Below are 17652 nucleotides of genomic sequence, written 5' to 3'. Positions count from 1 at the left end.
TGGCAGGCTTACGCACTTGGAAGCCTTTTGCAAAGTTGCGATTGCCTTTTTGCAACCAAGCGGCTTGTTGGACTCTGAACGAAGTCAGGGAGTCGCCCAACCATGAGCCAGGCCATCCTCGAGGAGCTCGAGCGCCGTCGCGCCGCCGCCAAGCTGGGCGGGGGCGAGAAGCGCATCGCCAGCCAGCACGCCAAGGGCAAGCTGACCGCCCGCGAACGCATCGGCGTCCTGCTGGACGAAGGCTCCTTCGAAGAGACCGACATGTTCGCGGAGCACCGCAGCCACGATTTCGGCATGGAGAAGCAGCGCATCCCCGGCGACGGCGTCGTCACCGGCCGCGGCACCATCAACGGCCGTCTGGTCTATGTCTTCTCGAAGGACTTCACCGTGTTCGGCGGTTCGCTGTCGGGCGCCCACGCGGCCAAGATCGTCAAGATCCAGAAGATGGCCCTGACGGCGGGTGCGCCGGTCATCGGCCTGTTCGACGCCGGCGGCGCGCGCATTCAGGAAGGGGTGGAGTCGCTGGCGGGCTACGCCGACATCTTCCTGCAGAACACCCTGGCGAGCGGCGTCATTCCGCAGATCTCGGTCATCATGGGGCCGTGCGCGGGCGGCGACGTCTATTCGCCCGCCATCACCGACTTCATCTTCATGGTGAAGGACACCTCCTACATGTATGTGACCGGCCCCGACGTGGTGAAGACGGTCACCAACGAGGTGGTCAGCCACGAGGACCTGGGCGGCGCCCGCGTCCACGCGGGCAAGTCGGGCGTCGCCGACGGCGCCTTCGAGAACGATCTGGAGGCCCTGTCGGAGGTGCGCCGCCTGATCGGCTTCCTGCCGCTGTCGAACCGCGAGACGCCGCCGGTCCGCGAAACCTATGACGAGCCGGATCGCGACGAGGCCAGCCTCGACACCCTGGTCCCGGCCAATCCGAACCAGCCCTATGACATGAAGGAGCTGATCCTGAAGACGGTCGATGAGGCCGACTTCTTCGAGATCGGCGCCGACTTCGCCAAGAACATCATCTGCGGCTTCGGCCGTCTGGACGGCCAGCCGGTCGGCATCGTCGGCAACCAGCCCCAGACCCTGGCGGGCGTGCTGGACATCGACTCAAGCCGCAAGGCCGCGCGCTTCGTGCGCTTCTGCGACGCCTTCCACATCCCGCTGGTGACCTTCGTCGACGTGCCGGGCTTCATGCCGGGCACCAAGCAGGAGTACGGCGCCCTGATCAAGCACGGCGCCAAGCTGCTGTTCGCCTATGCCGAGGCCACCGTGCCCAAGCTGACGGTCATCACGCGCAAGGCCTATGGCGGCGCCTATGACGTCATGAGCTCCAAGCACCTGCGCGGCGACGTCAACTACGCCTGGCCCACCGCCGAGATCGCGGTCATGGGCGCCAAGGGCGCGGTCGAGATCATCTTCCGCAAGGAGGCCGGCGACCCTGAGGCCCTGGCGGCGCGCGAGGCCGAATACAAGGAACGCTTCGCCAACCCCTTCGTCGCGGCCGGCCTGGGCTACATCGACGACGTCATCATGCCCCACGGCACCCGCCGTCGCCTGATCAAGGCGCTGAAGACGCTGAAGAACAAGACCCAGGAAAATCCCTGGAAGAAGCACGACAACATTCCGCTGTAGGCGATCATATCGTGGCCCGAACGATCACGTTTCCTCCTGAGTTGGATTTGAAGTCCTACAAGTTTCTTTTGGCCGGACTTCATGGGCTCGAAAAATCGGGGAAGAAGGGCATCACCCTTGATTTTTCTAACACTAGGAAAGCAATGCCTAGCGCCATAATTGGTTTGATATCTCAGCTATCCCCTGAGATTTCGTATCAATTCGTCGCTCCTGAAGACAAAAAGCTTGCATCCATCTTCAAGAAGAACTGCTGGGAATTTCACATCCTTCGTCAACCGTTCGACGATATTTCGAAGTCAGTTTCGGGAAGCACTTCACTCATCCACGTGATGTCGAATAAGCAAGTGCACTTGGCCGTGGACCAAGTTCTCAAGACCATCCTGACTGCGGTTCCCGGTGTTGGTCGACCTCAACTTCAAGCACTCGAATGGTCGCTGAATGAGGTAGTCGACAACGTATTCAACCACGGAGAGTCCCGAAACGGGGCATATCTAGAGGCGACAATTTTCAAGAAAAAGCGAGTGGTTGAGTTTGTTGTTGGAGACTCTGGTAAAGGGATTCCAGATTCCATGAAAAGGATTGGAATCCATAACGCACCCGAAGCCCTGAACCAGGCAATCAAGGAAGGTGTGACCAGCAACAAGGGTTACAACAAGGGAAACGGTCTATTTGGAACATCCCAGATTGCGATGAAATCTAAGGGACACTTCCTTATTGATAGTGGTTATGCGAGATTGTTCTACAACAGGAAGAACGACTCTATTTCTTCATTGTCAGAGAAAATTCCCTTTTCAGGAACCTTGGTGCACTGGTCTGTTGGTCTCGACGATCCAGACTTACTAAAAAATGCCTTGGTGTTCGAGGGCAAGGCCCACGAAATATATTTCGATTTCTTAGATAAAACTTTTGATCATGACGGCGATCATTATACGGTATTTGTCCGAGACCATCTTGGCGACATATCAACTAGGGCTGGCGGAGAGCGTTTCCGCACTCTAGTTGAAAATCTGGCCGCAGCTGACGACGGGGGCGGCGTGATCATATCGTTCGCGGATATCTCGGTGATCAGCAGCAGCTTCGCCGACGAAGTCTTCGCCAAGTTGGCCGAGAAAAGGGGCGAAGACTGGCTAAGACGCCGTGTACTCGTTCAGCGAGCGAATGATGTCATTCAAGGCATTATTTCTCGGGAAATCGCTTCCCGGCTTCAACAGACAAACTAGAATCCGAGACTGATCATGTTCAAGAAAATCCTCATCGCCAACCGGGGCGAGGTCGCGGTTCGCATCATCAAGACCTGCCGTCGCATGGGCATCAAGACGGTGGTCGTTTACTCCGACGCCGACGCCGGGTCGCTGGCGTGTGAGATGGCGGATGAGACGGTTCACATCGGCCCGTCTCCCGCCGCCCAGTCCTATCTGATCCAGGACAAGATCGTGGACGCCGTGAAGCAGACGGGGGCGCAGGCCGTGCACCCCGGCTTCGGTTTCCTATCGGAAAACGCCAGCTTTGCGCGGCGGCTGAAGGCCGAGGGCATCGCCTTCATCGGGCCGAACCCCGAGGCGATCGACGCCATGGGCGACAAGATCACGTCCAAGAAGTTCGCCGCCGAGGCGGGCGTCTCGACCGTGCCGGGCCACATGGGTCTGATCGAAACGCCGGACGAGGCGGTGAAGATCGCGCGTGAGATCGGCTATCCGGTGATGATCAAGGCCTCGGCCGGGGGCGGGGGCAAGGGCATCCGCGTCGCCCATTCGGACGACGACATGGCCGAGGGCTTCGCCGCCGTGAAGGCCGAGGCGCTGAACGCCTTCGGCGACGACCGCGTCTTCCTCGAGAAATTCATCGTCGACCCGCGCCACATCGAGATTCAGGTGCTGGGCGACAAGCACGGCAACGTCATCCACCTGTTCGAGCGCGAATGCTCGATCCAGCGCCGCAACCAGAAGGTCATCGAAGAGGCGCCGTCGCCCCTGCTGGACGAGGCGACCCGCGCCGCCATGGGGGCGCAGGCCGTCGCCCTGGCCAAGGCGGTGAACTATGACTCGGCGGGCACGGTCGAGTTCGTCGCCGGTCAGGACAAGTCCTTCTTCTTCCTGGAGATGAACACCCGTCTGCAGGTCGAGCATCCGGTGACGGAGCTGATCACCGGCGTCGATCTGGTCGAGCAGATGATCCGCTCGGCCTGGGGCGAGCAGCTGGCGATCAAGCAGGACGACCTGTCGATCAACGGCTGGGCCATCGAGAGCCGCATCTACGCCGAAGACCCCTATCGCGGCTTCCTGCCGTCGATCGGCCGTCTGGTGCGCTATGAGCAGCCGGAAGAGGGCGATCAGGGCGACTATACGGTCCGCAACGATTCCGGCGTCCGCGAGGGCGACGAGATCAGCATGTTCTACGACCCCATGATCGCCAAGCTGTGCGCCTGGGGCGAGACGCGTGAGGACGCCGTGCGCGGCATGGCCCGCGCGCTGGAGGACACCCATCTGGCGGGGCTGGGCCACAATGTGCCCTTCCTGGCGGCGGTCATGGATCAGGAACGCTTCCAGTCCGGCCAGCTGTCGACCAGCTACATCAAGGACGAGTTCCCCGAGGGCTTCCACGGCCTGGCGCCGAGCCCCGAGCAGGTGAAGATCCTGATCGCCTCGGCTGTGGCCATGAACGAGGTCATCGCCGAACAGGACGGCGACCCCAGCGAGCGCACCGACTGGACCGTCCTGGTCGACAAGACGGCCTATGAGGTCGAGGTCGGCTATGACGAGGCCGAGGACCTGATCGTCGCCATCGACGGCGAAGAGGTCTCCCTGTCCGAGATCGACTGGCGTCCGGGCCTGTCGCTGTTCAAGGCGGTGCTGGACGAGGACGCCTTCACCGCCGAGGTGAAGCGCGCCGCCGACGGCTTCGACATCCGCCACCGCGCGGCGCGGGCGCGGGTGCGCGTGCTGCGCCCCGACGTGGCGCATCTCTACGCCCTGCTGCCCGAGAAGCAGGCGGCGGATACGTCCAAGCTGGTGCTGTCGCCGATGCCGGGTCTGGTGGTCGACATCCCTGTGGTCGAGGGCCAGGAGGTCAAGTCCGGCGAGACCGTGGCCATCATCGAAGCCATGAAGATGCAGAACATCCTCAAGGCCGAGCGCGACGGCAAGGTGAAGGCCGTCAAGGCCAAGGCCGGCGATCCGGTCGCCGCCGACGACGTGCTGGTGGAGTTCGAGTAAATGACCGAGTTCGCCGTCCCGACCCCGCTGGAGTGGCGCGAGGCCGCCGTGAAGGCGCTGAAGGAGCGTCCGCTGGAGAGCCTCATCCATCTGGATGCGGACCATCTGGCGACGAAGCCGCTGTATGGGGCGGCGAATGGCGGCGAGCCGGTGTTCGCGCCCCGGCCCTCAGATTCCGAGGGCCGGGCCTGGGACGTGCGGGCGCTGAACGAGGGCGAGGACGCGGACGCCCTGAACCGCGCCATCCTGACCGATCTGGAGAACGGGGCGGCCTCCGTCCTGATCGCCGGGCCGGTCGCGGCGGACGCAGGCCGATTGGTCCGCGCGCTGGACGGGGTGGCGCTGGAGCTGGCGCCGGTGGCGCTGGACGCCGGGTTCGATGGCGTGAAGGCGGCGGAGGCCCTGTCGGCGGCCGCCAAGGGCTCGCCCCGCGCCAAGCTGGCCTTCCACCTCGACCCGATCTCGGCCTATGCCGAGGCAGGCGGGGCGCCGGGCGGTTTCGCGGCGATCATGGGCGAGACGGCCAAGGCGGCGGCGACCCACGCTGCGACCTATCCCGAGGCGACGCTGTTCATGGCCTCGGGCCGCGTGGCGCACGAGGCGGGCGGCTCCATCGCGCAGGAACTGGCCTTCGCCGCGTCGTCGGCCGTGGCCTATGTGAAGGCCGCCGTCGAGGCAGATCTGTCGGTCGAGGCGGCGCTGAAGGGCGTGGTTCTGGGCGTCGCCGTGGATCAGGCCTATTTCGACTCCCTGGTGAAGATTCGCGCCCTGCGCCTGGTCTGGGCGAGCCTTTCCAAGGCTTTCGGCGTTGAAGTTCAAGCAAAGATCGAAGCGCGCTCGTCGCGGCGGATGCTGTCGGCGCGCGATCCGTGGCCGAACATGCTGCGCCTGACGGCGGCCGGGTTCGCCGGGGCCGTGGGCGGGGCCGATGCGGTGGTGCTGGACAGCTTCACCCGCGCGGCCGGCCTGCCGGACGACTTCGCCCGGCTTCAGGCGCGCAACACCCAACTGATCCTCATGGAGGAATCCAACCTGGGCCGCGTTGACGATCCGGCCAGCGGCTCCTGGTATCTGGACGCCCGCACCCGCGAGCTGGCCGAGGCGGCCTGGGCCGAGTTTCAGGTCTATGAGGCCGAAGGCGGCGTCATCGCCTGCCTGGAGGGCGGGGTGATCCAGCCCCGCATCGCCCGCGCCCGCGACATGGCGCAGAAAGCCTTCAAGGATGGCGCCGCCCAGATCGTCGGCGTCACCAAATTCGTCGACCCGGATGTGCGCTCTGCGCCGGTGACGCCTGCGCCCGCCGCGCCTGCCGTGATCGGGGCGTTCGAGGCCCTGACGCTTGTCCGCTTCGCCGCCGCCTTCGAGGAGGCCGCCCAATGAGTTTCCCTGACTTCTCCAAGATCGCCCTCGACCTCGACGCCACCGGCGCCGGGCCGGACCGCGCGCCGTGGACCACGCCCGAAGGGCTGACGGTCGAGACCGCCTATGGGCCCCAGGCCGTCGAGGGTCTCGACTTCATCCACGGCCTGCCGGGCTTCGCTCCTTTCGTGCGCGGGCCCTATCCGACCATGTATGCGGGCGCGCCGTGGACCATCCGCCAGTATGCGGGCTTCTCGACCGCCGAGGAGTCCAACGCCTTCTATCGCCGCAACCTGGCCGCCGGTCAGAAGGGCCTGTCGGTCGCCTTCGATCTGGCCACGCACCGGGGCTATGACAGCGACCACCCGCGGGTGAAGGGCGACGTCGGCATGGCGGGCGTGGCCATCGACAGCATTCTGGACATGCGGACCCTGTTCGACGGCATTCCGCTGGACCAGATGTCGGTGTCCATGACGATGAACGGGGCGGTGCTGCCGATCCTGGCCCTCTACGTCGTGGCGGGCGAGGAGCAGGGCGTCGACCACGCCAAACTGACCGGGACCATTCAGAACGACATTCTGAAGGAGTTCATGGTCCGCAACACCTACATCTATCCGCCCGCGCCCTCGATGCGGATCATCGCCGACATCTTCGAGTGGACGGCGAAGGAAACGCCCAAGTTCAACTCCATCTCCATCTCCGGCTATCACATGCAGGAGGCGGGGGCCTCGGCGGACATCGAGCTGGCCTACACCCTGGCGGACGGCGTCGAATACCTGCGCGCGGGCAAGGCGGCGGGCATGGAGATCGACCGCTTCGCGCCACGCCTGAGCTTCTTCTGGGCCATCGGCATGAACTACTTCATGGAGGTGGCCAAGATGCGCGCCGGTCGCCTGCTGTGGGCCGAGGCGGTGCAGCGCGAAGGCGGCGTCAATCCGAAGTCGCTATCCCTGCGGACCCACTGCCAGACCTCGGGCTGGTCGCTGGCGGCGCAGGATGTGTTCAACAATGTGCCCCGCACCATGGTCGAGTGCATGGCGGCGGCGGGCGGCCAGACGCAGAGCCTGCACACCAACGCCCTGGACGAGGCGCTGGCCCTGCCGACCGACTTCTCGGCCCGGATCGCGCGCAACACCCAGATTCTGGCGCAGGCCGAGACGGGCCTGACGCGCGTCATCGACCCCTGGGGGGGCAGCTTCTACGTCGAGCGCCTGACGCAGGAGCTGGCCACCAAGGCCCGCGCCCTGATGGAGGAGGTCGAGGCCTACGGCGGCATGGCCAAGGCCATTGAGGCGGGCATTCCCAAGCTGCGGATCGAGGAATCCGCCGCCAAGACCCAGGCTCGTATCGACACGGGCCAACAGACGGTCGTGGGGGTGAACAAATATCTGAACCCCGTCGTCGACGACATTCCGATGCTGAAGGTCGACAACGCCGAGGTGCGCGCCCGCCAGATCGAGAAGCTGCAACGGCTGAAGGCCGAGCGGGACGAGGCGGCCACGCAGGCCGCCCTGGACGCCCTGACCGAGGGGGCGCGCGGCAGCGAGAACCTGATGGAGCTGGCGGTGCGGGCCGCCCGCGCCAAGGCCACCGTCGGCGAAATCTCCGACGCGCTGGAGGCCGCCTTCGGCCGCCACATCGCTACCGTGAAGACGGTCTCGGGCGTCTACGCCAAGGAGGCGGGCAACGATCCCAAAGTCGCCCGCGCCCGCTCGATGGTCGCGGCCTTTGTCGAGAACGACGGCGGCCCGCCGCGCATCCTGATCGCCAAGCTGGGCCAGGACGGCCACGACCGGGGCCAGAAGGTCGTCGCCACCGGCTACGGCGACATCGGCTTCGACGTGACGGCGGGGGCGCTGTTCCAGACGCCCGCCGAGGCCGCGCGCGATGCGGTCGAGAAGAACGTCCACGCGGTCGGCGCCTCGTCGCTGGCGGCGGGGCACCTGACGCTGGTGCCCGAGCTGAAGGCCGAACTGGCCAAGCTGGGGCGCGAGGACATCATGATCGTGGTCGGCGGCGTCATTCCGCCGTCGGACGTGCAGCCTCTGATCGATATGGGCGCGGCCGCCGTCTATCCGCCCGGGTCGGTCATCGCCGAGACGGCCGTGGACCTGATCGAAAAGCTGAACCAGCGCCTGGGCTATGCCCAGCCCGCGCCTGCGGAGAAGAAATAATGATCGGCGCTCTCAACCACGTCGGCGTCGCCACGCCTTCCATCGCCGAGTCGATCAAACTGTATCGCGACATCCTGGGCGCGACGAAGATCGGCGAGCCGTTCGACCTGCCGGCCCAGGGGGTGAAGGTTTGCTTCATCGACACGCCGACGGCCCAGATCGAACTGATCGAGCCCTACGACGAGACCAGCCCGATCACCGGCTTCCTGGCCAAGAACCCCAAGGGCGGCCAGCACCACGTCTGTTTTGAAGTGGCGGATATTCACGCCGCCATCGCCCAGATGCGCGCCAAGGGCGTGACCATTCTGGGCACGGGCGAGCCCCGTATCGGGGCGCACGGGACGCCGGTGGTCTTCCTGCACCCCAAGGAGATGGGCGGGGTGCTGATCGAGCTGATGGAGACGCCGAAAGAGGCGCACTGAAGACAAAAGGCCCGGTCGCGAGACCGGGCCTTTTTCTTGATGCCTAATCCGCCGTCATCCTCGGGCGTGATCCGAGGATCGGGCCATCCGCCTGCGGGGCGGCGGACAAGAAGAGCGCGCCGGTCCCCTCGATCCTCGGATCAAGTCCGAGGATGACGGCAGAGAGTTGGGGGAACGGCGGAGCCTTAGTACAAAATCTTCCGCAGGCTGATCCGGAACGTCCGGCCCAGCGGGTCGAGGTAGTCGGGCTGATAGGACAGCGGCGTCTCGCCCAGGCCGTCGCGCACGTCCAGCCGTTGGTCGAAGATGTTCTCGACGCCGAGGCTGACGCGCGTCCCCTTCAGCCACGGATAGCGCGAGACCAGGTTTTCGCGCGACGACAGGTCAGCGAACAGGTTCAGGTTCACCGTCGTCAGGTCCGAGAAGCTGAGGTCGTCGTCGGGCGAGGCGCCGCCGTTGATGCGGGTGGATTCCTTCCAGTTGGCGTTCAGGAAGCCGCCCATGCCGCTCTTGAAGACGCCCATCTGCAACTGGACTTCGTTGCGGGACTGGCCGCCGCGCGCGCCGATGGCGGCGCCGTCCAGCAGGTCGAGCACCGGCAGGCCGTCGCGGATCGTGATCTCATCCTGGATGCGATAGGTGTGATACAGCGAGATGTTGAACCGGCCCTGGCCGGGCATCATGCCGCCGCCGCGACCACGACCGCCGGGGCCGCCCGGCCCGCCGACCTGCATCCGCATTGCTCCCGCCGGAGGAAGGCCGCCCGCGCCGGGAGCCCCGCCGGGCGGGGGACCGCCCTCGACCCGCATGACGGTCGGCGCGCCGCCGCTGCGGCCGCCGCTTCCGCCTCCGGGACCGCCCGGTCCCCGGGGACCGCCGCCGCTGCGTGCGTTCATCCGGGCCATGGCCGCCGGGTCCGGCTTGCCGAAGGCGGTCGAGAAGTTCAGGCCCCAGCGGATTTCCTGCTGCTCGGCCTTCTGGAAGTTCAGCGGTCGGGCGTCGATGGACAGCAGATTGCCGTCAAGGTCGCGCGTGAAGCGCTCGGGCAGGGCGGCCTCCAGCTCCGGCGTGATGGTGGGGAAGGAGGCGATGGAGCCTTCGGTTTCCGTGCGGGTGTAATTGGCCGTGAACCGCAGGTCCTTGTCCTTCAGCGGCGTCAGATTGACGCCCAGCTTCAGGACGCGCTTGGTCTCTTCGGACAGGTTGGGATTGCCGCCCTCGATCCGGGTGATGGTGACGGACTGGCCGGTTGCGAAGTCATAGACCGGCACGTTCGGCGTCGACAGCGTCGGGTCGTTCAGCTGCGACATCGACGGGGCCTTCTGCTCGTCGGCCCAACTGGCGTTGAAGCTGACCGGCTCCCACGGCGACCAGTTCAGCCCGACCGTATAGGCCGAAAGGCCGCCGAAATCGGACAGGTCCTCATAGGCCAGGTTCAGATTGGCCGACAGATTGCCCAGCGCGCCCAGCACTTCGCGGTCGCGGCTGGCGATGGGCATGTTGAAGTTGCCCGAGGCGCTGGTGCGGTCACGCGACAGGGAGCGTTCGGAGAAGACGCTGGCCTGTTCCTGTTCGGAGAAGCGCAGGGTCTCGGAATCCAGCGACTGGCTGTCGAAGCCGAGCTTGAAGGTCGAGGTCAGGGAACCGGCCGGACCTTCCCAGGCCGTGCCGTTGATGACGCCTTCGATGCTGGACTTGCTGGAGACGGAGCGAGCGGTGTCGAACGGATTGGTCGGCAACTGGCCCAGGTCGCCGAAGGGGTCGATGACCCCCGCCGTCACGCCGGCCTGAAGCGCGTCGTCATTGAGGCCGCGTCCGGTGCGGGTCTTGGTCTCGGCGCGGTCATAGCCGCCGTTCACCGTCCAGCGCCAGTCGCCCAGATAGCCGTCGACCAGGAATCCCAGCTGACCCGACAGGGTGTCGCTGCTCCGTCCCAAGGCGCCCGGCGCATCGACATAGCGGTGCAGCAGCACATCGCTGGCGAAGGGCGAATAGGGGCTGGTCGAGGGCAGGGCGAGGCTGAGGCCCGGCAGGCCCAGATAGGAGAAGCTGGTCGTATCGGACAGCTCCCCGCTGAGCGTCAGGGACATGGTCTGGTTCAGGTCACGCACCAGCGAGCCGGTGATGGAGCTGTTCTCGCGCTTGGGCGACAAGGTGCGATAGGCGGTCAGGTCGTCGGTGCGCGGCCCGACGCCGAAGTCGCCCAGATCGGCGCCGCCGCCTGCGCCCGCGCCGACCGAAGCGGTCGTCACCCTCTGGCCCAGCAGGGCCGACAGGGCGGGATCGATCTCGCCGCCGCCGGGCGCCGTGATATTGCCCATCAGGTCATAGGGAACGCCGTCGCGGCGGATGTTGCGCTCGGTCTCGAACAGGGGGCTGTCGTTCTGATAGCCGAGGTCCAGCGTCCAGCGCTGTTTGCCGGCGATACGCAGGACGTTGTTGTCGATCTGGGTCGAGGTGCGGCCGCCCTGATCGGGCCGGCGCACGCTGGCCTGCGTCGTCAGAGAGCGGAAATCGGCCTTGAGCACGAAGTTCACCACCCGCTGGTCGGCGCTGTAGCCGTAGGACAGGGCGGTTTCCTCGGGCAGGATTTCGGTGCGCTCGATCGCCTCGGGCGGAATGCCGCGAATTTCACGGAAGCCCGAGATGCGGCGGCCATTGACCAGGAAGACCGGCGAGCCGCCGCGCGAACTGCGCGTCACCGGCTCCAGCAGGGTCATCAGCTCCTGAATGCTGCTGGCGCCGTAGGCCTTGATCTGTTCTTCGTCGAGGACCAGTTCCGGCTCGTAATCGCCCAAGGCCGCGCCGCGCCGGGCGGTCGTCACGACCTCCAGCGTGCCCAGGTCATAGGCGTCGTCGTCGATCTCCTCCTGCGGCACAGGGGTTGCGGTCTGGGCGGGCGCAGCCTGGGCGGGGGAGGAGGACGCCGCCGCCGTGTCGGCAGGAGACAGGGAGGCGAGGGCGAACAGCAAAGCGACTGGCGACATGTCGAGTCCTAAAGGCAACCGGGAAATAGGCACGTTCGCGGCGGACGCCCTGTCTCATCCACCGCATCGGCCCAGGTAGAGAACGATGTGCGCCGAAAGTGGGCGCGATCGCGCTCTGAGATTAAACTCCTGTAATAAGAGGCTTAGTCCCGTCCGAACCGACATGGGGTCCAACGGACGAAGGGACGGAATCCGTCGGATCCCGTCCCCTGTTTTTTGCGGTGGCGAAAAGCCTTAGAAGCGAGCGCGCACGCCGACCGTCAGGTTGCGCCCGCGCAGGGGCGCCGTCTCGGCCAGGAAGGAGGCGTGGTTGAACGCCGTCTCGTCCAGCAGATTGGTCCCGCGCAGGAAGATCTGCGATCGGACAGGCCCCAGATCCACGTCATAGGCGATCGTGGCGTTGACCATGTCGTAGCCCGGCGTCTCGGTCTCGAAGGCGGCGATGTCGGTCTGTTTGAAGGTGCGGCTGTATTCGACGTCGCCCGACCACGGTCCCTGGAAGGCGGCCAGACGCACGCCCGCCCGCGCCGCCGGGATGCGCGGCAGGTTCCCGCCGTCGCCCTTCAGCTCGCCCTGGACGTAGTCGCCGAAGACCGTGCCCGACAGCCATGGCGTGAACTGTTGCGTCAGCTCGCCTTCGATGCCGGTGAAGGTCGCATCGGCCTGGCTGTAGCGGATCAGGCGGAAGTCTTCGTACTGATCCAGCGTCCGCGCGAAGATGTAGTCGTCATAGACATAGTGATAGGCGCTGACCGAGCCGGTCAGGGAGCCTTCGGTCTTGCGCAGGGTCAGCTCGATCGAGTTGGCCGTCTCGACGCTCAGATCGGAATCGCCGATCTCATAGGTGTTGGTCGCCAGGTGGACGCCGTCGGCATAGAGCTCCTGGGCCGAGGGCGCGCGCTGCGAACGCGACAGCGATACGGCGCCGGACCAGCCGGGGGTGAAGTGCCACACGGCCGAGCCGGAGACGGAGAAGGGCCTGTGCTCGACGTCGGGCAGGCCGACGGCCGAGGCCTCCTGCCATTCCTGACGCAGCGCGCCTTCCAGGTGCCACAGGCCGATCTCGTATTCCTCCATCACGAACAGGCCGGTGTTCTTGGTCGTGCTGGGCGCCAGATAGCTTTCGTCCCCGACGGCGGCGAAGTCGCTCTTGCTCAGTTGCAGGCCGACCACGCCGCGGAAGCCGGCGATCTCGCGATGCTGGGCCTCGATCCGACCGTCATAGCCCTTGTTGGTGAAGGTGGTGGCGACGACGCCTTCTTCCAACTCGCTGTGCTCATAGTCGGTGTAGCCGGCGCGCAGGCGCACGTTCTCGATGCCCGGCAGCGGATCGCGCAGTTCGCCGCGCAGATCGACCCGGCGGCTCTTCAGGCGGACTTCGGGGGCGGCGTGGTCGTGGTCGCCTTCATGCTCATGGCCGTGATCGTCGTCGCCGTGGCCATGATCGTCGTCGTGACCGTGGTCGTGACCGCCGCCGCAGTGCAGGTGGTCGCCGTGCGGGTGGCAGCCCTCGTACTCGTGGGTGTGTCCGGACAGGCCATAGCGGCTGGTCTGTTCGGTGAAGGCCGCGCCGAGGTAGCCGCGCGAGCCGATCCAGGAGGCGCCCAGAGTCGCCGTCGAGGTCTCGTTGTAGGAGCCGTCCAGGCGCGGTTCCTCCCAGCCGGGGACCTTGTAGTCGTCCGATTTGCGCGCCGCCGCTTCTACGCGCAGGGCGAAGTTTCCAGCCCCGACCGTCATGCCGACCACGCCGGCTTCCTCATTGTCGACCGAGCCGCGACGGTATTCGGCCACGCCCTCGCCGCCGTTGGCCGGGACGCGGGTCGGGATCTTCTTGTCCAGCAGGTTCACCGCGCCGCCGATGGCGCCGCCGCCGTAAAGCAGGGCCGCCGGGCCGCGCAGGATCTCGACGCCTTCCAGCAGCAGCGGTTCGCCGCTGACGGCGTGGTCGGGCGACACTTCAGAGGCGTCCATCAGCCCAGCGCCCTCGCTCAGCACCTTGACGCGCGGCGAGGTCTGGCCGCGCACCACCGGACGGCTGGCCCCGCCGCCGAAGGTGTCGGAGTTGACACCGGGAATGCTGTTCAGGGTGTCGCCCAGCGTCGACTGGCGCCGGTGGACCAGGTCGTCGCCGCTCAGTAGGGCGACGTGCGAGCCCACGTCGTCGCCCGCGCGGCCCAGGGGCAGGGCGCGCACCACGACCTCGTCCACCTCATAGGCGTCGGCGGCGGTGGGGGCGTGATCATGCGGATCGGCCTGCGACTGACGCTGAAGCGTATCCTCGGCGAAGGCGGGCGCAGCGGCGCCCAGGCTGGCCAGGGCGGCCGCGCTCGCGGCGGTCAGTAGGAAGGTCTGAAAACGCATGATCACGCATCCCCGTTACAATGATGGGAGGCTTGATATGTTATAGTATATCATTACGCAACCGCCCTTCGCGACGATTTCATCCCGCCGGAGCCTTCACAAGCCCCCGACGTTGCAGCAGGGTCGCTGTTTCAAGGGGGCCGCCATGACCAGATCCGCCGGGTTCCAGACCATCGCCGTCACAGCCGGGCTGGGCCTTCTGGCCGCCGGTTGTTCGCAGGAGAAGCAGGCCGAGCCGACCTCGCCGATCGAGGCTCCGGCGAGCCAGGACGCGGCCGCCGTCGGTTATGCCTGCGAAAGCGGCAGGACGGTCGTGGTGGCCTATCCCGACGCCCAGACCGCCCGCGTCTCCTACGACGGCAAGGACTACGCTCTGACCAATGTCGTTTCGGCCAGCGGCGCCAGCTATGCCGGGCAGGGGCTGGAGTGGTGGACGGCCAGCCGCGGCGAGACGGAGAGCGGCACGCTGAGCCGTATGGGCCAGACCGCAGGGCAGGGGGATCAGGCGGACGGCGTCATCATCGAACGCTGCAGCCGCCCGGTCGCCGCGGTGGCGCCGCCGCCCGCCGGCGCGCCCTGCGCCGCCGAGACCCTGCGTCTGGCGGTCGAGGGCGGCGATGCGGGCATGGGCCATCGCGTGACCACTCTGGCGCTGAGGAATACAGGCGCGACCGCCTGCACGGTCACGGGCTATCCGTCCGTAAGCCTGCTGGACGGCGACGGCAGGCTGCTGACGGGCGTTCGGGCGGTGCAGACGCCGGGCAACTATTTCGCGCAAGGGCGCGCGCCGACGCCGGTCGAAATCCGTCCGCAACAGGCCGCCTGGTTCGATCTGGCCTGGACCGTCATCCCGCATGAGGACAAGGGCGAGACGGCCTGCCCCTCGGCCAAGACGGTGCGGGTCACGGCGCCGGGGGCGGCCACGGCCATCGCCCTGCCGCTGGCCTTCACGCCGTGCGGCGGGCAGGTTGAGGTCAGCCCCCTGCGCCCCGTGGCCGAGGCTTCGGCTGAGGCGGCGGCGCCCGCCGCAGGCTAGGGGTTCAAACTTGCCGAGATTCAGCGTAGCGGAGCAAGCATGACCCAGAATATGAACCAGGCATTCTACGACCGTGTTTCCGCCGAGCTGGCTGACATCGACGCTCAGGGGCTGACCAAGCCCGAGCGCGTGATCGCCTCGCGCCAAGGGCCGGTGATCTCCGTCAACGGCCGCGACGTGCTGAACTTCTGCGCCAACAACTATCTGGGCCTGGCCGGCGACGAGCGCGTCACCCAGGCTGGGATCAAGGCGCAGGAGAAGTGGGGCGCGGGCACGGCCTCGGTGCGCTTCATCTGCGGCACGCTGGAGATCCACAAGGAGCTGGAGCGCGCCATCGCCGACTACCTCGGCTTTGAGGACGCCATCCTGTTCGCCGCCGCCTTCGACGCCAATGGCGGCATCTTTGAGCCTCTGTTCGGGGCCGAGGACGCCATCGTCTCGGACAGCCTGAACCATGCCTCCATCATCGACGGCGTGCGCCTGTCGAAGGCTCAGCGCTACCGCTTCGCCAACTCAGACATGGCCGATCTGGAGGCCAAGCTGAAGGAGGCGCGCGCCGCCGGCGCCCGCAACATCATCATCGCCACCGACGGCGCCTTCTCGATGGACGGCTACATCGGCAAGATCGATCAGATCCGCGCCCTGGCCGACCAGTATCAGGCCCTGATCATGGTCGACGACTGCCACGCGACCGGCTTCCTGGGCGACAAGGGCAAGGGCTCGTTTGCCCATTGCGGCGTCGAGGTCGACTTCGTCACCGGCACCTTCGGCAAGGCGCTGGGCGGGGCCATGGGCGGCTTCATCTGCGCCCGCTCAAACGTCGTGGAGCTGCTGAAGCAGCGCGCGCGGCCCTATCTGTTCTCCAACGCCCTGGCGCCCGCCGTGTGCGGCTCGTCGCTGGAGGCCATCCGCATCGCTGCGGGCGAGGAAGGCGACAAGCTGCGCGCCCAGTTGTTCGCTAACGCCGCGCGCTTCCGCTCGGCGATGGCGCAGGCGGGTTTCGACCTGCTGCCGGGCGAGCACCCGATCATCCCGGTCATGCTGGGCGACGCCAAGCTGGCGCAGGACATGGCGGCGCGCCTGCTGGAGCTGGGCGTCTACGTCATCGGCTTTAGCTTCCCGGTGGTGCCGCGCGGTCAGGCCCGCATCCGCACCCAGATGTCGGCCGCCCATACCTTCGAGCAGATCGACGCCGCCGTCGCGGCCTTCACTCAGGCGGGCAAGGAGCTGGGGGTCATCTGACCCCCGTAAGCTCAGGGAGCCGGTTCAGTCCTTCAGGCTGTCGTCGGCCATGACGACCGACCGGCCCGTTGGATTGAGCGCCGCCCACAGCAGGATGGCGGCGATCAGCGGCGCTACGGACATGCCGATATAGCGGCCGACGATGGCGACCTGGGCCGCGATCGGATGCAGCGGCGGCTGATCCAGCGAGGACAGCGCGCCAGCGCTGCGGGGCGCCAGTTCGGGGTTCAGCTGCGCCGCCAGCTCGCCCCAGATCAGGCAGACCAGCGACAGCAGGAAAAGCGCGGTCAGAACCACCGCCGCGATCAGAGCCGCTCTCAGCGGACGATCAGTGCGCGGAGGCGCCGTCAGGAAGGCGACGGCCAGCGGAACGCCTAGCAGCATCCGGCGGATGGCGGTCTGGGCCACCTCGTAGACCACCGGCGCGCCGTCCGAGGTCAGGCGCGTGCCGACGCCCCACCCGCCATCGGCGCGGGTGATGATCTCGCCCGACAGGCCGAAGATCGGGAAGACCAAACTCGCCAGCGGCCGCAGCGCAGCCGTGGCCAGGTCCGCGCCCCACAGCCACCAGGGCGGCAGCAGCAGCAGGAACATCACCAGCGACCACAGGCCGAAGCGACGACGTGCGGCCTCTTCCGGCGTGCGGGCGCCGAGGGTTTGCAGCCAGCCGGTCATCAGACAGTCTCCTCGGCGGCGGCCTTGGCCGGCTGACGTCCCTGCCACCGCGTCCAGAAGAAGAAGACCAGCAGACCCTCCAGGCCGATCATCGCGTCCCAGACGTAGTGGTGGAAGAACTCGAACAGCGATTCCGACCCGCGCGAGAGGTAGAGCAGGCTGATGATCCGCAGCAGGTTCACCAGCTGCAGCGCGGCCACGCCTGCGACGGCGCCGATCACCCCGTCGCGCAGCCGCCCCGGAAAGGCCAGGATGGCGGCGGTCAGCAGGGCGCAGACCTCGACCGCATTGCAGCCGGCCAGCACCTGAACGGCGCCGCGTCCGTCGCTGAAGCGCAGGATGTCGCCCTGCGCCTGAACGCGCCCGTCGAACGGCTGAAGCACGGCGGCGCAGATATCCACCAGCAGCTGGGTGAAGGGCTGGACGAACAGCCTCTCGGCCCAGGGCGTCGCAAGGGCGCTGAACAGGGCGACGGCCAACAGGGCGAACAGGCCCAGATATTGAACGGCAGGCGAATTGAGGAAACGCGGCATGGGCGACGAACTG

General features: G+C 66.6%; 12 protein-coding genes. 8 read left to right on the top strand and 4 right to left on the bottom strand.

Annotated elements, in window-relative coordinates; genetic code table 11:
- The first annotated feature begins 102 nt into the window (after positions 1–102).
- Genes ACLBV5_RS03620 through mce form a run of 6 tightly spaced genes read left to right on the top strand, consistent with a single transcriptional unit; the run spans position 103 to position 8805 of the window.
- Positions 103–1638, top strand: a complete 1536-nt coding sequence (locus tag ACLBV5_RS03620) for an acyl-CoA carboxylase subunit beta (protein ID WP_447604831.1) — start codon at positions 103–105, stop codon at positions 1636–1638.
- An 11-nt stretch (positions 1639–1649) separates the two neighbouring features.
- A complete protein-coding gene (locus ACLBV5_RS03615; RefSeq protein WP_447604830.1) occupies positions 1650–2858 on the top strand; it encodes an STAS-like domain-containing protein in 1209 nt (402 codons plus the stop codon).
- Between the two features lie 15 nt (positions 2859–2873).
- On the top strand, positions 2874–4850 hold the full coding sequence (locus ACLBV5_RS03610; protein ID WP_447604829.1) for an acetyl-CoA carboxylase biotin carboxylase subunit: 1977 nt from the start codon (positions 2874–2876) through the stop codon (positions 4848–4850).
- Entirely contained in the window at positions 4851–6230 is a 1380-nt protein-coding gene (locus ACLBV5_RS03605) for a methylmalonyl-CoA mutase family protein (protein ID WP_447604828.1), read from the top strand.
- Positions 6227–8383, top strand: coding sequence for a methylmalonyl-CoA mutase (scpA, locus tag ACLBV5_RS03600; RefSeq protein ID WP_447604827.1), 2157 nt, complete (start codon positions 6227–6229; stop codon positions 8381–8383). The genes ACLBV5_RS03605 and scpA overlap by 4 nt, the downstream gene beginning before the upstream one ends.
- The gene (gene mce / locus ACLBV5_RS03595; protein WP_447604826.1) at positions 8383–8805 is read left to right on the top strand and encodes a methylmalonyl-CoA epimerase; all 423 of its coding nucleotides are present in this window, start codon (positions 8383–8385) and stop codon (positions 8803–8805) included. Before scpA ends, mce begins: the two co-directional genes overlap by 1 nt.
- 185 nt (positions 8806–8990) lie before the next feature.
- On the opposite strand, the gene ACLBV5_RS03590 is transcribed toward mce, so the two are convergent.
- Entirely contained in the window at positions 8991–11792 is a 2802-nt protein-coding gene (locus ACLBV5_RS03590) for a TonB-dependent receptor (protein WP_447604825.1), read from the bottom strand.
- A gap of 234 nt (positions 11793–12026) precedes the next feature.
- The gene (locus tag ACLBV5_RS03585) at positions 12027–14153 is read right to left on the bottom strand and encodes a TonB-dependent receptor domain-containing protein (protein WP_447604824.1); all 2127 of its coding nucleotides are present in this window, start codon (positions 14151–14153) and stop codon (positions 12027–12029) included.
- Positions 14154–14298: 145 nt separating this feature from the next.
- Here ACLBV5_RS03585 and ACLBV5_RS03580 point away from each other — a divergent pair, with 145 nt between their 5' ends.
- The gene (locus tag ACLBV5_RS03580; RefSeq protein ID WP_447604823.1) at positions 14299–15189 is read left to right on the top strand and encodes a DUF4232 domain-containing protein; all 891 of its coding nucleotides are present in this window, start codon (positions 14299–14301) and stop codon (positions 15187–15189) included.
- A 51-nt stretch (positions 15190–15240) separates the two neighbouring features.
- Positions 15241–16431 (top strand): glycine C-acetyltransferase, encoded by a 1191-nt coding sequence (locus ACLBV5_RS03575; protein WP_025978113.1) that lies wholly within the window; start codon positions 15241–15243, stop codon positions 16429–16431.
- Positions 16432–16455: 24 nt separating this feature from the next.
- Here ACLBV5_RS03575 and ACLBV5_RS03570 read toward each other — a convergent pair whose 3' ends face one another.
- Together ACLBV5_RS03570 and xrtH are read right to left on the bottom strand one after the other, a co-directional pair.
- Positions 16456–17106 (bottom strand): exosortase H-associated membrane protein, encoded by a 651-nt coding sequence (locus tag ACLBV5_RS03570; protein WP_447604822.1) that lies wholly within the window; start codon positions 17104–17106, stop codon positions 16456–16458.
- The gene (xrtH, locus tag ACLBV5_RS03565) at positions 17106–17639 is read right to left on the bottom strand and encodes an exosortase H (protein WP_447604821.1); all 534 of its coding nucleotides are present in this window, start codon (positions 17637–17639) and stop codon (positions 17106–17108) included. Before xrtH ends, ACLBV5_RS03570 begins: the two co-directional genes overlap by 1 nt.
- Positions 17640–17652: the final 13 nt, after the last annotated feature.

The sequence above is a fragment of the Brevundimonas sp. M1A4_2e genome, from assembly GCF_053345555.1.
The sequence above is the reverse complement of the archived record's forward strand: the minus strand, read 5'-3'. Positions and strand labels throughout refer to the sequence as shown.